Annotated in this window: 15 protein-coding genes; 6 read left to right on the forward strand and 9 right to left on the reverse strand. The window is 31.5% G+C overall.

The genetic code is table 11. The features are described 5' to 3' along the window. Nucleotides 1-105: 105 nt before the first annotated feature. Nucleotides 106-2523, reverse strand: coding sequence for an SdrH family protein (locus MHZ36_RS11515; protein WP_239231790.1), 2418 nt, complete (start codon nt 2521-2523; stop codon nt 106-108). A gap of 187 nt (nt 2524-2710) precedes the next feature. Here MHZ36_RS11515 and MHZ36_RS11520 point away from each other — a divergent pair, with 187 nt between their 5' ends. The 6 genes from MHZ36_RS11520 (at nt 2711) to agrA (ending at nt 8157) form a co-directional block, all read left to right on the forward strand. Continuing rightward, entirely contained in the window at nt 2711-3340 is a 630-nt protein-coding gene (locus tag MHZ36_RS11520) for a nitroreductase family protein (protein WP_239231792.1), read from the forward strand. A gap of 151 nt (nt 3341-3491) precedes the next feature. Then, on the forward strand, nt 3492-4280 hold the full coding sequence (locus MHZ36_RS11525; RefSeq protein WP_239231793.1) for a carbon-nitrogen family hydrolase: 789 nt from the start codon (nt 3492-3494) through the stop codon (nt 4278-4280). Nucleotides 4281-5397: 1117 nt separating this feature from the next. Further along, nucleotides 5398-5967, forward strand: coding sequence for an accessory gene regulator AgrB (locus MHZ36_RS11530; RefSeq protein WP_239231794.1), 570 nt, complete (start codon nt 5398-5400; stop codon nt 5965-5967). 2 nt (nt 5968-5969) lie between these two features. Further along, nucleotides 5970-6107 (forward strand): cyclic lactone autoinducer peptide AgrD, encoded by a 138-nt coding sequence (agrD, locus tag MHZ36_RS11535; RefSeq protein ID WP_239231795.1) that lies wholly within the window; start codon nt 5970-5972, stop codon nt 6105-6107. A 25-nt stretch (nt 6108-6132) separates the two neighbouring features. Further along, nucleotides 6133-7428 (forward strand): quorum-sensing sensor histidine kinase AgrC, encoded by a 1296-nt coding sequence (gene agrC / locus MHZ36_RS11540; RefSeq protein ID WP_239231796.1) that lies wholly within the window; start codon nt 6133-6135, stop codon nt 7426-7428. Between the two features lie 12 nt (nt 7429-7440). Then, the gene (agrA, locus tag MHZ36_RS11545) at nt 7441-8157 is read left to right on the forward strand and encodes a quorum-sensing response regulator AgrA (RefSeq protein ID WP_239231798.1); all 717 of its coding nucleotides are present in this window, start codon (nt 7441-7443) and stop codon (nt 8155-8157) included. Between the two features lie 103 nt (nt 8158-8260). Here agrA and MHZ36_RS11550 read toward each other — a convergent pair whose 3' ends face one another. From MHZ36_RS11550 to MHZ36_RS11585, 8 genes are all read right to left on the reverse strand, one after another. Next, nucleotides 8261-9226 carry a carbohydrate kinase family protein gene (locus MHZ36_RS11550; protein ID WP_239231799.1) on the reverse strand — a complete coding sequence of 322 codons (966 nt, stop codon included), beginning with the start codon at nt 9224-9226 and terminating at the stop codon, nt 8261-8263. A 3-nt stretch (nt 9227-9229) separates the two neighbouring features. Beyond that, nucleotides 9230-10711, reverse strand: coding sequence for a sucrose-6-phosphate hydrolase (locus MHZ36_RS11555; protein ID WP_239231800.1), 1482 nt, complete (start codon nt 10709-10711; stop codon nt 9230-9232). Nucleotides 10712-10778: 67 nt separating this feature from the next. After that, entirely contained in the window at nt 10779-11741 is a 963-nt protein-coding gene (locus MHZ36_RS11560) for a LacI family DNA-binding transcriptional regulator (protein WP_239231801.1), read from the reverse strand. Nucleotides 11742-11884: 143 nt separating this feature from the next. Next, nucleotides 11885-12109 carry a sulfurtransferase TusA family protein gene (locus MHZ36_RS11565; protein ID WP_239231802.1) on the reverse strand — a complete coding sequence of 75 codons (225 nt, stop codon included), beginning with the start codon at nt 12107-12109 and terminating at the stop codon, nt 11885-11887. 20 nt (nt 12110-12129) lie between these two features. Then, nucleotides 12130-13224, reverse strand: a complete 1095-nt coding sequence (locus tag MHZ36_RS11570; RefSeq protein ID WP_239231804.1) for a YeeE/YedE family protein — start codon at nt 13222-13224, stop codon at nt 12130-12132. A 185-nt stretch (nt 13225-13409) separates the two neighbouring features. Beyond that, on the reverse strand, nt 13410-14669 hold the full coding sequence (locus MHZ36_RS11575; RefSeq protein WP_239231806.1) for an oligosaccharide MFS transporter: 1260 nt from the start codon (nt 14667-14669) through the stop codon (nt 13410-13412). Continuing rightward, nucleotides 14662-15654: a glycoside hydrolase family 43 protein gene (locus MHZ36_RS11580; RefSeq protein ID WP_239231807.1), complete on the reverse strand. Its 993-nt coding sequence runs from the start codon at nt 15652-15654 to the stop codon at nt 14662-14664. The genes MHZ36_RS11575 and MHZ36_RS11580 overlap by 8 nt, the downstream gene beginning before the upstream one ends. Nucleotides 15655-15843: 189 nt before the next feature. Further along, entirely contained in the window at nt 15844-16491 is a 648-nt protein-coding gene (locus tag MHZ36_RS11585; RefSeq protein ID WP_239231809.1) for a redox-sensing transcriptional repressor Rex, read from the reverse strand. Nucleotides 16492-16595: the final 104 nt, after the last annotated feature.

The raw sequence follows: 16595 nt of genomic DNA on the forward strand, positions 1-16595 counted from the left end.
AAAAATAAAAAAATGGTCGAGGCACTGAGATGCCTCGACCATTTTTTATTCTATTATCAAATATGATACATTATCTAATTTGATTAGTATTACTGTTTAAAACAACTATTTTCTTCTATGCACTAGATATCCGATTACCATACCAATACTTATAATTATCATTGCAGTAATTAATGCGAATAATGTTCTTTCAAATTTGATATCAATTGTAGTATTAGCATTTCTTTCTTGAGTATCAGTTAATTCTTCTTCACTACTTGAATGATATTCATATTTTCCAGATGATGACTTGGTTTTAGGATTTTTTAAATCAGGCATAGAACCAATATCGCCAGTGATTAATGCTAATACTTGTTTATCTAAATTTTTATAGTAGTCACTTGATTTCAATGGATTAAAATATTGAAATTTAAAATAATTGGTTCCTTTTTGTAACGAATTTAAATATGCATTATCTTCAAAGCTTTGTTTTTTTAAAACTGCTGAAATCTCTTTGTCCGTTACACTTGCAGCTTTATTATTTAACGCACGAACTTGATTAATGACGTAAGGATTATATTTAAATGAGCCTGTAGACATTTGTTTGAACCTATTAACTACTTTCGTATCATCATTATGGTTACCAATTTGTTGATTTTCATTTACAGAGAGGTCACCATAAGTTACACCTTTATCATTCCTTGAACTGTATTGGTTTGAATGTTCATTATGCAATTGATTTGTCGCATTATTATATTGGTTATGTTTTAACTTATTCGTCTTGTTTTCAATATTATTTTGATTGTACTTAGTATTTGGATTATCACTTTGTACATGTTTGTGCTGCTTTTGCGCTGTACCAGAAACGTTATTTCCTTCTTGACCAGCAATATTTTGATGTGGCTCAAGTGTAGCTATATCATTATTTGTTGTTTTGTTAGATTGTTTATTATTTGGCTTACTATGTTGTTGAGGTGTCTGTGTATCGTTGCCACCTTGATTAGATGTAGCATCACTACCTGGCTTCGTTCCACCACTTTGCGATCCATTATCATTATTATCGCTTGTATTGTCATCTGGCTTCGTTCCGTCAGTTTGTGTACCATCATTATTATCGTTTGTATTGTCATCCGGCTTCACTCCACCACTTTGGGCACCATCATTATTATCGTTGGTATTGTCATCCGGCTTCACTCCACCACTTTGGGCACCATTATCATTATTATCGTTGGTATTGTCATTCGGCTTCACTCCACCGCTTTGTGCACCATCATTATTATCGCTGGTATTGTCATTCGGCTTCGTTCCACCAGTTTGTGCACCATCATTATTATTACTGGAATTGTCATTTGGCTTTGTTCCACCACTTTGCGCACCATTATCATTATTATCGCTTGTATTGTCATCTGGCTTCGTTCCGTCAGTTTGTGCACCATCATTATTATCGTTTGTATTGTCATCCGGCTTCACTCCACCGCTTTGGGCACCATCATTATTATCGTTTGTATTGTCATCCGGCTTCATTCCACCACTTTGCGATCCATCATTATTATCGCTTGTATTGTCATCCGGCTTTGTTCCACCAGTTTGCGATCCATCATTATTATCGCTGGTATTGTCATCCGGCTTTGTTCCACCAGTTTGCGATCCATCATTATTATCGCTGGTATTGTCATTTGGCTTTGTTCCGTCAGTTTGCGCACCATTATCATTATTATCGTTTGTATTGTCATCCGGCTTCGTTCCACCACTTTGCGCACCATTATCATTATTATCGCTTGTATTGTCGTCCGGCTTCGTTCCACCACTTTGCGATCCATCATTATTATTACTCGTATTGTCATCTGGTACAGTTGGTAATGTTGTATCATCTGCATCCGACTGATTCGAATCATTTGGAACATCACGATTATTTTGAGTTTGATCTGATTGGGTACCACTATTAGAATCATTTGTATTATTTGGTGGCAATGTATTATTTCCATCACTGGATGGTTCAGTATCATTTGAACTATTCGATTGCGATGAGTCGTTTTTGTTCGTGTTATTGCTACTGTTATCAATAGAACCGCTTGATGTTGTATCGTCACTTGTATTGGTATCATTCATATCGGCGTCATCCGGTTGTCCTAAATCTTGACTTCTCGCTGTACCATTGTACTTTGTATCATCGGAATTGCTATAATTCTTTCCATCTTGAACATTTGAGTTTTTTGATGAGGCTGGTTCAACATCACTATCAGATAATTTTGAATCACCAGTTTGATCAATATATGCTGTACCATTTGAATTAGAACTGTTTCCAGAATGATCTGATTTATCCTTCGTGTTATTTGAATTTGATAATGTTACATCATCAAATTTTGTACTATCTGTTGTTATATTTCCTTTATTACCATTTATATTAACTAATTTATTATCATTTATCTTATTTTGTTGTTCATTTGATTGTATTGCACCATATGTCGGCTTCGTTATTAACACAGTACTTAATGCAAAAACAAAGCCTGAAACGACCACTTTTTGTGAAAAAGGATGCTTCATCAATTCGCCTCCCTAAAATTTCTCATATCAATTTCAGTATATTAGAATTCTGCTATTTTTTCATTAAAAGTTAGTTATTGAAAGATAATATTAATATCTTTGAAATTTTATGTAAAATCCTATTTACAAACTCTAATATAATTATTATACTTGATATATAATTTAAATCGAAAAAGGAGTTTTGGACATGGGTTTATTTAATAAAAATGTAAAAGCTTTAGAAAGCTTTCAAAATGCAATCGAAACACGACGCACTATTTATAGTTTAGAGAAAGAAATTTCTATTTCAGATAAAGAAGTTGAATCAATTATTGAGCATGCAGTGAAACACGTACCATCTTCATTCAACTCTCAATCTACTAGAATTGTTTTATTATTAAATGATAAACATGATACTTTTTGGGATATTACAAAAAATGAATTAAAAAATGTAATGGGTGACGATAGAGATTTTCAACCTACATCAGATAAAATCGATAATTTTAAACATTCACACGGTACAATTCTTTATTTTGAAGACACTGAAGTCGTGGAAGGTTTACAACAACAAATGCCAAGCTATGCAGAGAACTTTGCAATTTGGTCTAACCAAACAAATGCGATGCACCAATTTGCGATTTGGACGGCATTAAGTACTGAAGGTATTGGCGCATCATTACAACACTACAATCCATTAGTTGATAATGCTACTCAAGAAGCATTTGATATTCCTAAAACATGGAATTTAGTTGCACAAATGCCATTTGGTAACATTCGTGAAGAAGCTGGTGAAAAAGAAATTCACGATATTAACAAACGTTTCTTAGTAAGAAAATAATCCATACTTAATTAAAGAAGTTACTCTAATTACTATGCGTTGTGCTAGTTATAGAGTAACTTCTTTTTTACATCCTAATATTCTAATAATTTTGAAATCTATATATAAATTTAGTATATTTACTCTAACAATAAATTAAGGGGCGATTTAAATGAATATAGAGATTTTTCAATTTAAAGTAGAACCAGCCAATGTAACTTTAAATGAGCAAACAATTTCACAATGGTTTATGAACTACGTTACTGAGGAAACAGATGTTGTTGTTTTACCAGAGATGTGGAATAACGGCTATGCTCTCCCCCAATTACATCAAATTGCTGATTCTGATTTAAAAAGAAGTTATGCGTTTATAAAAGACTTAGCAGAACAATATCAGGTCGATATTGTTGCTGGATCTGTTTCTAATTCCAAAGATGATAAAATATACAACAGTGCTTTTTCCGTAGCTAAAGATGGCACCTTAATAAATAGTTATGACAAAGTTCATCTCGTTCCAATGCTGGATGAACCAAGATTTATGACAGCTGGAGATATGGTTCCAGAAAAATTCAAATTATCTAGTGGTATAGAAGCTACACAAATTATCTGCTATGATTTACGTTTTCCAGAATTGTTGAGATATCCTGCCAAAAATGGTGCTCAAATTGCATTTTATGTTGCGCAATGGCCTGAAGTTAGAAGTAATCATTGGACTGCCTTATTACAAGCACGTGCAATTGAAAATAATATATTCATCGTTGCATGCAATGGTTGTGGAGATGATGGTAATACATTATATGCAGGTCAATCTGTCATTATTAATCCGAATGGCGAAATTATAGCGCAATTAAAAGAAAAACCAGGTCATTTAACTTGTGATATAGATATTGGTGAAGTTGAAAAACAAAGAGAAGCAATCCCTGTATTCAAAAATCTTAGAACTGATTTATATAAAAAATAGATATAAAAAACCGTGAGCTTGGGAGGGGCTCACGGTTTTTGTAACTTATTATTAAGGGAATGTTTTTTACAGTTAATTCTCTATCTATTTTTGGGGATGTTATTAATTATGAAAAAATTTTAGTGAATTTACCGTTAATTAATGATAAATTGAATGATGTTTACGATAGCTTACATAATTAACTATTCAAACTATCTCTGTTATAGAAGTTTGAATTATGACTTCAGACTGGGAAAGCTCTGTCATCATATTTAATACTATTTAGCTTAAAGACTGGGAAAATCCTTATCACTAAACAGACTAATGATACTCATTAGAGACTGGGAATGGCCTCGAATTTGAGCGATTAAATGACACTTGATATTAAGACTGGGAATAATCTTAAATCTAAGTATTTTACTGATACTTAATTCATGACTGGGAATGGTCAATGATATTAAGTAGATTAAAATTACTCAACTGAGACTGGGAATGGTCTATTTAAGCTTGAGTAATTCATTGTTACGCATCCAAGATTGGGAATGATCTTTGAATGTGTTAATGTTGATTTGAGACTGGGAAAATCATCAAATCTTTAAACTGATAAAACAATATTCTGATTATAGTGTTGGGAATACACTAATTAATCAAAATAACTTTACTCGTTCATTTAAGAACCAAGTAAATATTGTACTATTTTACAAAATCTCTATTTATTGCTGAAAAGTAATATGTCACTACATCAGCCTCCTCTGTTTGTATTCAAAGAATTGAAAAACGACAACTAACTAAAATAAGTACTCAACTATACAAAAGCATTATTTCTATAGTCAGTTTATTGATTGAACCCCTGCTCTTAAGTTCAAACAATAGTTATCATTACAAACAAATTGTTGCATAAATAATTTGTAAAATGTTTATCACTTCTTTGTGATACATGACCATTTAACCATGAATTAAAAATTTCGTGTCTTTTTTTCCTCAACTAGTCAAAATTTATTCCTAACTGCAAATATATATATGTTAAAATTAAACAGATATATAAATGAAACAGTTAGGAACTTAAAAAGTACAGTTGAGCAATAAGACGCTCAAAACTTAATTTAATTTGTATAATACAACCAAGGAGAGAAGCGCAATGTCAAAGCTTATTGATAATAAAATCGAGCAGTTTGCACGATACTTACAACAACGTAATAATTTAGAACACATTGAATTTTTGAAAATACGTTTAGGAATGCAAGCTGTTGCAATTAACTTTTCTAAAACAATAGTCACTTATGGCGTTTCAATCCTTTGTCATCTCTTTTTATACACTTTACTTGTTCATTTATCGTATTTCTTTATTAGACTTTTTGCACATGGTGCACATGCGAAATCATCGTTTTTATGCCATGTTCAAAATTTATTGCTTTTTGTTTTATTACCTTGGTTAATCGGGTATATGGAAGTGTCTGCATTAATAATGTATATACTCGCAATTTTGGGATTTGTTATTTTAGCAATTTATGCACCGGCTGAAACCAAAAAGCAACCTATACCTGCTAGACTACGTAAAGGTAAGAAAATAAAAACAATTATTGTAACTTTATTATTATTAGTACTATCAGTATTTTTCTCTGAACCCTATCAACAATTAATACTTTTGGGTATTGTATTAATTGCAGTGGTTCAACTACCAATATTTTTCCCTAAGGAGGATGTTTAACAATGAACATTTTAGAATCTGTTTTAAATTTAATTACTAAATTATTTTCTGTTTTAGGTGCTACTGTTGGAGCTTTACCTTGCGGTGGTTACTTCGATGAACCTGAAATACCTGCTGAAATAACAGAATTACACAAATAATAGTTCAATAGAAAGTGTGTAAAGAATGACAATATTAAGTTCACTTACATTAACTATAATTCAGTCTTTAATACTATTTGTTATTATTAAAATTATTAATAGTATTAAGTATACAGTTAGGGATTATATTACCATGATTGGGATTATAATCCCTTCTACTGTTGTATTTTATCTTTTCCAATCTAGAGCAATGATTTTTTTATTAGGCTGTACAGCTATATTTATGTACTTTAGAAATAGAATTATTGGATTAGTTTCTGTTTTAATTAGTTTTTTCATCCTATACATAGCCAATTTTATAACTACGTGGCTTGCAACGATATCATACAATTTGATAGATAATGATATATTATTTAATTTACTTTATATTGTATTTTTTGCTGTAACTACTTTAGGGTTTTCATTTATTTCTAGGTATTTTGTTAAGAAACTTTTATCATCTGATCTTTCTTTTAATAAAATATATTTAACTATTGTTGCTCTATTTTTATTAACTTGCTTATTAGTAGTTTATTTTTATTTACCAAATCAGATAATGTCTTTTGCCGATATTAAATTCCTTACTGTAATGTATGCAATATTTATTATTACTTTAGCCATACTTATTATCACAATTTCATTTAGTATCGTTAGGCAAATTCAATATAAGCGAAATATGCAGGAAATTGAGAATTACTACAAATATACGTTACAAATTGAAAACATTAATAATGAAATGCGTAAGTTTAGACATGATTATGTAAATATATTGTCTACCATGTCAGAGTTTATTAGAGAAAATGATATGGAAGGTTTGAAAAAATATTTTCATGAAGAAATTTTACCAATGCAAGATAGTATGCAAATGAATGCAATTAAAATAAATGGAATTGAAAATTTAAAAGTACGTGAAATTAAAGGTTTATTAACAACAAAAATTTTACAGGCTCAAGAAAAAAACATTCGAATCAGTATTGAAGTTCCTGAGCCTATTGAAAAAATTGATATGCCTATCGTTAATCTAAGTAGAGCAATCGGAATTATTTTAGATAATGCGATTGAAGCTTCGGAAAAAAATGAAGATGATCCCTTGATTCGCATTGCCTTCATCAAAAACAACGATGATTCGGTCATGTTTATTGTCATGAACAAATGTGATCCAGATATGCCTAAAATTCATACTCTTTTCAAAGAAAATTATTCAACGAAAGGAAAAAATCGTGGCTTAGGACTTTCTACCTTAAAGGAATTGACAGATACTACATCGAATGTTTTATTAGATACAACAATTGACAATAATTACTTTATACAAAAAGTAGAAATTTTAAATTCTAACTCATAAGGACGTGGAGACATGAAAATATTCATTTGTGAAGATGACGTAAGACAACGTGAGCGTATGATTTCAATTATAAATAATTATATTATGATTGAAGAAAAACCCATGGAGATAGAAGTTGCAACAGATGATCCTTATGAAATTTTAGAGCGTTCAAAGAAATTAAATGATATAGGATGTTACTTTTTAGATATTCAATTAGAAGCGGATATCAATGGAATAAAGTTAGCAAGCGAGATTCGTAAGCATGATCCAGTTGGGAATATTATTTTTGTTACAAGTCATAGTGAGTTAACCTACTTAACATTTGTATATAAAGTCGCTGCTATGGATTTTATCTTTAAAGATGATCCAGACGAACTCAAATCAAGAATAATAGACTGTTTAGAAACTTCTGAATCCAGATTGAAATTATTATCCAAAGAAAGTAATGTAGAAACAATCGAATTAAAAAGAGGTAGTAATTCTGTTTATGTACAATATGATGATGTAATGTTTTTTGAATCTTCATCTAAATCGCATCGTTTAATTGCACATTTAGATAACCGTCAAATTGAATTTTATGGTAATTTAAAAGAAATTGATCAATTAGATGAACGATTTTTTAGATGTCATAATAGTTTTGTGGTTAACAGGCATAATATTGAATCAATCGATTCAAAATCACGCATTGTTTATTTTAAAAATAACGAACACTGTTACGCATCAGTTAGAAATGTTAAAAAAATTTAAAAGCGTTTGATACCATGTACCACCTTTCTCAAAAAAAGAGAGTTAATCCGCAATAGATTAACTCTCTTTTTTATTAAAAATATGATTTCTGTTCTAAACTATTTTATTTGATTAATGCTTCATTTACTTCTTTTAAATCAGGTAAACTATCAATTGCTCCATATTTTGTTGTAACAGTCGCTGCAACATAATTACTAAATGTTAAAATTGATTCGCCTTCTTCTTTTAATTGTTGTATGACATCCGTTTTTTCAGAAGTTACAAGTCTACTAATTAAAGCGCCAATAAATGCATCTCCCGCACCTGTTGTATCAACTGCTTTAACTTTAACCCCTTTTTTGTCAATGACTGTACCATCTTTAAAAAACAATACAGCTCCTTCAGGACCTTTTGTATATATTACAACTTGTACATTGCCTTGGAACAGCCATTGAATTGCTTTTTCTTCGTCTTTTAAACCTGTAACAAATGACAATTCTTCATCTGAAATTTTTACTACATTGGCTAGTGGTAAGAATTCATGAATTGCATTTTTACAATCCGCTTCACTTTCCCATAAAGGTAATCTAACATTAGGGTCAAACACAATTGTACCGCCCGCTTTTTGAACTTTTTCAATCAAAGCTTTATGTGCCTGTTTCATCGGACTTTCTACTAAATCTACCGAACAAAAATGCAATATATCATTTTCTGTAACATCAATATCTTCTACATCCTGAGCTTTGAACAGCATATCTGCAGAAGGTTTACGATAAAATGAAAAGTCTCGTTCCCCATCTTTTGTTAAACTAACAAAAGCTAATGCAGTGTTCGCTTCAGTTGTTCTTTTGAGATAATTTGTCTTCACACCAATAGCTTCTATTGTTTCAACAATCAAATCACCAAATGCATCATCACCCAGTCGCGTAATCATTTCAGCATTTCCACCTAATTTTGTTGTAGTACACGCAACATTACAAGGTGCTCCTCCTACTTGTCGAGAAAATCCTTCGACATCTTTTAATTTTGAATCTGTTGTATTAGGTATAAAATCTATAAGCGCTTCTCCAATTGCAAGTAATCGTTTCATAACTTATTTATCATCCTTCAAATCATATTTGGTAAATCTTAGGTAAGCTTGTCCAGATTCAGTCGATGCTTTAATACCAGTAGCTTCTTCATCAGTGAATATTCTTGAAGTTAACACACTTTCGCCATCATTACAGAATATTTCAATACTTGAGGTATCAACAAAAATTCTTAATTGAGAAAGATCTGTGTCTAATGTTGTTGTTCTTGTCACACCCTCAACTGGTTCTGGTAATGAACCACTTTCACTACGATCTAATGTTAATTTTTTTGAGCGTGTATCATAAGTAATCAATGTTGAAAATTGTTTTGAAGTTCGTACTTCAAAATATAATGCCGTAGCATCATTTTCTAAAATGTCTATAATCAGTTCATACTGTGTACCTTCATATGGATATAATTGTCTTGCAAATTTATTCGCATATCCTAGAGCTGTTTCTTCGTTAGTTCTTAAAGATTCTAATGCTTTAATTGGACGTTGTTTAAGTTTACCTTCTTCAATTGTTAAAACTCTTGGAAGTGTCAAACAGTGTGCCCAACCATCATTATCTGAAGGATAACTTGTATCAGGTAACCCCATCCAACCAATTAATATACGTTGACCATCTTTATCTAAAAATGTTTGAGGTGCATAAAAATCAAAGCCATGATCTAATTCAAAAAAATCGCCATGATTCATAGATAAATTTTCAATATCATATTGTCCCATTATATAACCAGATTGATAAATATTTTTGAATTTTTCACCATCTGATTCTAACCCTTGTGGACAAAACATAAGTATGTCATAACCATTTAAATTGAAGTAATCCGGACATTCCCACATATATCCAAATGCATCTAATTTTGTTTCAATTTCTCCTTGAAAAGTCCAATTCACTATATCCTTAGAACTATACTGTAGCACTCTACCCTGTTCTAATTCATTTTGTGCTGCAATAATTGCATAATAGATACCATCTTTTGTAAATACTTTAGGATCTCTGAAATGTTGCGTATAACCTTCAGGTGGTTCAGCAATAACCGCTTTAGGAAATTTTTCTACTTCTTGATCTGCGTTTACTTTCGCAATATGTTGACTAGAATACCTATTCCATTCTTTATCACGATGGTTTGCAGTATACATGTAATATAAATGCTGATTATATTCAAAAGCACTACCACTATATACTCCATGACTATCATCTTTTGTATCTGGCTTTACAGTCGCTCCAATAGGTTTAAAATGTACTAAATCTTCACTTGTGTATGTATACCAATATTTCAATCCATGTACTGCCCCTAGAGGAAACCATTGATGAGAAACATAATATTTACCATTGAAAAATATTAAACCATTAGGATCATTAAGTAATCCCGTAGTTGGCTGAATATGATATGTTTGTCTATATATTGAAGCTTTAACTTTGTCTGTTAAATCATCGAGTGTTTGTTGGTCTATATCTTCTATTCTTTGATAGCGTTGTTCTCTTGTCCATTCCGTCATTATTTATCCTCCTAAGTGTTTTTGGTACCGGTTCCACAATGATCTATTACATCATATCATGTTTCATTTAATATTTAAATGCTAGGGTTACATCAATTGTTAGACGTTTCTCAATTGCTTGTTGCATAATCATCTGATTGAGCTGGTTCATTGCTACTTCTCCAGCATATTCAAAATGATATATCACTGTACTAATTGAGGGAGATACAATTTCAGTTACTGGATTTCCACCGAATCCCACTATAAATTGCTTGTCTACTTTTTTATGGTGTTCTGAAGTATATTTATGTACAGCCAAAGCAATTGAATCTGTTGCCCCTACAATAGCATCGAAATGAGGCTGAGTTTCTAATTCTTCTGTAACATCGAACAATGCTTCCTGATAATTAAACGAAGTTAATGAAATGCTCGGTTCAATACTATATTCTCGAAGGCCAGCAATTAAACCTGACTTCCTATCAATTCCAACAGCAATGTCACTTTCAGTTACACCAAAAAATTTGACGTTCTTATATTGGGATTTTCCGAGTGCTTGACCGACAACATAGCCTGCATGAAAGTCATTATGTATTACGCAATGTAATTGTTCGTGCTCTTGTCCCACGATGATGACTGGCACTTGAATTTTATTAATTATTGTTAAATGACGTTCTGTAATTTCAGTTGCCATTAAAACAATACCATCTACTTTGCTACGATAAAATGTCTCTAGTGCTTCTAATTCTTTCTCTACATTTAAATTTGTATAGTTAAGCAATAAACTATAGTTCAATTCATCGCATATCGTTTTAACACCTTTTACTGTCTCGTCAACTGCGTAAGAATTCATTCTTGGAATAATTGCGCCAATCATATTCGTTCTGTGTGCTCTTAAACTTTGTGCAAATTGATTAGGTTGGTAATCATTTTCTTGAATGATTTTATCTAGTTTTTGTTTTGTTTTCACACTAACTGAACCATTATTTAAATATCTAGAAACAGTACTTTTTGATACCCCTGCAATTTTTGCAATATCTGCAATATTTTTCATATACTCTCACTCTCATTATTTGGCTATTGTAAACAATCTTATTCTATCATATTGCAACCGCTTTAAATACTATTTAAAATAAAAACCACCTTGAATTTACTAGGTAGTTTCTAGTTTTGTTCAAGGTGATTAATATTTAAAAACTATGCTTTTTGTATTGTGATTGTCCAAGATGCATCGTCTAATTGTTCATAGTTTGTAACTGGATAACTTTGTTCAGCAGCCCAATTTGGTAAGGCTTCAGTTGCTTGAGTACAATCAAAATCAATTTTTAACTCGTCACCAAGTTCTAACGTATCCATTTTTTTCTGAGCTTCGATTAATGGGAATGGGCAAACCATACCTACTGTACCTAATTCATATATCATAAATCAATACCTCCTATATATTATGTCGTTTGTGTTCCATTTGAAACAGAATGCGTACTACTAGTTTGTGATTTTTGTGCTTTCTTCATAGGTCTAACAAAAATAAAGTAACTCATTGTCCATGCACCTAAAATCATAGAAGCTAAAGCAATCCATCCTTTCCATGACATTGTTGCAGTTTCAACTAAACCATTACCTATTGAGCAACCACCTGCTACCGAAGCACCGAATCCCATTAAGACCCCACCAATTACACTATTACGTATCGTTTTCTTGTCGGGAAGTCTCCATTTAAATTCACGAGATCCTTTTGCTGCTATATATGATCCTACAAATATACCTAGTACTAAGAAAACGCCCCAGTCTAGTAATTTAAAATCACCGGTTACTAAAAATTGTACAATATTCGCGGATGGTGTTGTAATACCTAATCCATACATTCTACCTGTTGTTTCACTGACTGGCCACGCGATTAAAGCAACTAATCCTACCGCTATGGCTGCAATAAATGGATGATATTTCTTTTCGAATAATACATGTCTTATACCTGTAAATTTTTGTTTCAATTTAGGCATTGCAAATTTAGGCTTCGGTTTACGTAACGTTCTCACTACTAATAATGCTGTAATTATCGTTAATATTAAGACCCAAATCCATGTTGGAATACCTGTAGTTTGTGCCATGCTTGTATTCACATTTGTTGGTTTATTTAAACCATTCATGAGTGGCAATAAAATACCAAACTTAGTTGCCGCTGAAGTAAATCCATAAGCGACTAATGCTAACCAACTTCCTATTAAGCCTTCACCAGCTCTGTACCATGTACCTGTAGCACATCCACCTGATAAAATAATTCCTATTCCAAAAATAAATGAACCGATTACGGTACCAACAACTGGATAAGAAGCCTTCGGAATCTCTACAATTCCAGTTGATGTTAATATAAGCAAACCAATACTTTGTACTGTTATTGCAATTAATAATGCATAAAACATCTTATTGTTCTTTTGCACATACATATCTCTAAATCCACCTGCTAAACAAAACCTAGTTCTTTGCATAACAAAACCTAAAAGTGCACCGACAAACAGCCCACTTATGATTAACCAAGCCATTACATAACCTCTTTCCCCGATAAAATCAATAAGATTAATAATATTAGAGTTAGAGTAACTTTTCAACCTCTTAGCTCAATATATATTTAGATTTAGATTTTCCAAACCCAAATAAAATTAGGACATTTAAAAAGCAGATAATATTGGTTGACGTAAAATTATCTGCCTTATTAATTTTTCATAAATCAACTTATTTTTTTAATTTTTTTATTCATAGTAATTTTTTGATAATCTACTTTATCATTATTCATTAATAACGCTCCTAAACAAACAAAAACGATAATAATTAAAGACATGAGAATATAAGTACTTTGAAAGCCTATACTCACATAGAGTTTCCCCATTACTAATGAGAAAAAAGCTACGCCTAATTGTTTTGCTACATTAAACGCAAGCATGTAAACTGTCGCGGATAACCTAATATCAAAAGTCCCTACAATATATTTCATTATAGAAACTAACATTAATGGCATTTCTAAGGCTGCCAATAGTCTAAAAAATGATAGTAGCCAAACTTCATCAGTAAATGCTGTACCAATAACTCTTAAGAATAAAATAATTCCGAATAGAAATAGACCATTTTTAGAACCAATTTTATTTATAATCCATGGCATAAATAACATAACTACCGCTTCAATAAATATTTGTGTAGAAGTCAGCTTACTAAATAACGATTCTCCAGAACTTTGTTCCGAAAAAAATTTAACAAAATAGTTAGGAAATTGTTGATCAAACACATCATACAAACTTGCACTTCCTATAATTAATAAACATAAGCCCCAAAAGCTTTTATTTTTAAACAATTCCAAAATTGTATTTTTATTTACATATTCTTTTTCATTTTTAGTTGAATCATCTTTTTGGTAGTCAAATGCTTTCACTTTAATTGACCATAGGATAATACCCAGTAATATAGCTGCTGTTGTACACACCCAAAAAATACTATTTGGTTGTTGCACAAACATAATACCTCCAACAAATGCAAACGTACCTCCAGCAATAGAACCAAACAATCTTGCATGACCATATTCAAAGGAATTTGCACGACTCGATTTTTCACAATATGCTTCGACGACGCCCACGCCACTATACAAACACAAGCTAATAAATGAGCCACCCAATACACTACCTATGAACACGTTCATATTTAATAGTGGGATGAAGGCATATTCAAAAAAGGGACCAATTAACAATAAGCACAGAATAACAAAGGCGAACAAATACTTTTTCAAACCTAATTTATCTTGTATGATGCCATAAATCGGTTCAAGTACTATCGCAACAATAGACATTGTCGAAAATACTATTCCTGCTTCAGCTGTATTTAAATGTGCTACTCTATTCAACCATAAAGGTAAAAAAGTAATAATTAAGGTCCATATGGCAAAATAAAAGAAGTTAAGTCCACCGAAACTCCAAAATGTTACACGCTTAAAATTAATCATTAGCTTCAACTCCATTCACCTTGACTGAATGAGGCGTTTGTCGATTATCACGCACAGGTGAACCAAAACTAGGCCAATTATTATGCCATTCAATAAACTGTGCACGCGCATGACGATTTGGATCATATAATGGATCACCTACTATATCTGTATAATTTCTAGCATGATAAACCAATACATCATGAAGATTATCTTTAGATTTCGTAAATGAATTATGTCCCGGTCCGTATTGACCATTTTTAATATCGCTCGTAAATACAGGTTTCTCAACTTTTTGCCATGCGTTTAAATCAAGCACATCACTATCAATAGATGCAACGAGCATTCCCATACAATAATCAATTCCAGTAGCACTAGCAGAATACGTAAGAAATATTCGATGTTCTTTAATTAATATTGCTGGTCCTTCATTAACCCAAAAACCTTTACATTCCCAGTCATATTCAGGTACCGTTAACATTGTTGATTTCCCTTTTAGTGTCCAAGGATTAGACATTTCCGAAATATAGATATTAGAATGCCCAGATATATCGACATCTTGCTGTGCCCAAACATAATACAACCTACCATTTAACTCAAATACAGTTGCATCCAGTGCAAATGTTTCCCACCCTGTATCAATTTTCCCTTTATCTGTCCAGTTATCTGAAAATGGATCGGCATTTCTATTTTCTAAAACAAACATTCTATGATTAAATGTGTCATCTTCAATTTGATTATTTGGAGCTGCAGCATAATAGATGTACCAGTTACCATTTATTTTATGAATTTCTGGTGCCCAAATTAGTGCACTTTTCTCCCCCTGTTCATCTTTAGTCCAAATCACATGTTCTTCTGCATCATTTAAATCATTTAATGACATTGCTTTTCTCAAAATAATACGATCATACTTTGGATAAGAACCAGTAAAATAGTATGTCTTTGCATCTTTAAAAATAAATGGATCCGCTCTTTGTATCACTATTGGATTGTTTATATGCTCCATAAAATCCCCCTTAAATCTTTTTGAGAAAACGCTTTCAATAACAATGTATTATATTTGTCCGTATAAGTCAATGCAAAGTATTTATTGTCCGTACAAATATGCATATTTAATACTCTAACTTTAGCGATTAAATAAAGTTATAAAAAAAAACGAATTTACTTATTAAAAAAGTAAATTCGTTTACTAACTTTATTTATTGCTATAATTTTTCATAAAGAAAAGTAATGATTGTAATTCAATACCTAAATCTATATGATGTACTTGTACATCTGACGGCGTCGATACTCTGCTTGGCGTGAAATTTAATATGCCTTTCACACCAGCTTCTACTAATTTGTCTGTAACTTGTTGTGCAACACTTTCAGGCGTTGTAAGTATAACGATATCAATTTGTTCTCTTTGCAAAACATCAGTTATGTCAACGTAATTGCTAACGCTCACTTGACCTATTTGTGTCCCTATCACATCTTCTCGTATATCAAAAGCTTCCGTTATTGTCATCTCATCATGTATTGAGAAATTATACGTTAACAAAGCTTTTCCTAAGTTCCCTACACCAACAATGGCTATTTTGATTTCATCGTTTTCACTAATTTCATTTTTGAAAAAATGTAATAAGCTATCTATATTATAGCCATAACCTTTTTTACCTAACTCTCCAAAATATGAAAAATCACGACGAATAGTAGCAGAATCTATATTCAAGCCTTCACTAATTGCTTTAGAATTCACTCTATCTATGCCCTTAGATTTTAATGTATTGACGAATCTATAATATAACGGTAAACGTTTCAACGTTGCACGAGGAATCTTATCGCTTTGATTAGCCAAGATCATGTCCCCCTAATTTAATTAATAATGCTAAATAATCTAATAATTACTACAACATTATACATTAATGATATATAAAAATAAACACTGATAGTTTTATCCATAAGCTT

It is taken from the genome of Staphylococcus sp. ACRSN (genome assembly GCF_022346615.1).
In the GTDB taxonomy this organism is placed as follows: domain Bacteria; phylum Bacillota; class Bacilli; order Staphylococcales; family Staphylococcaceae; genus Staphylococcus.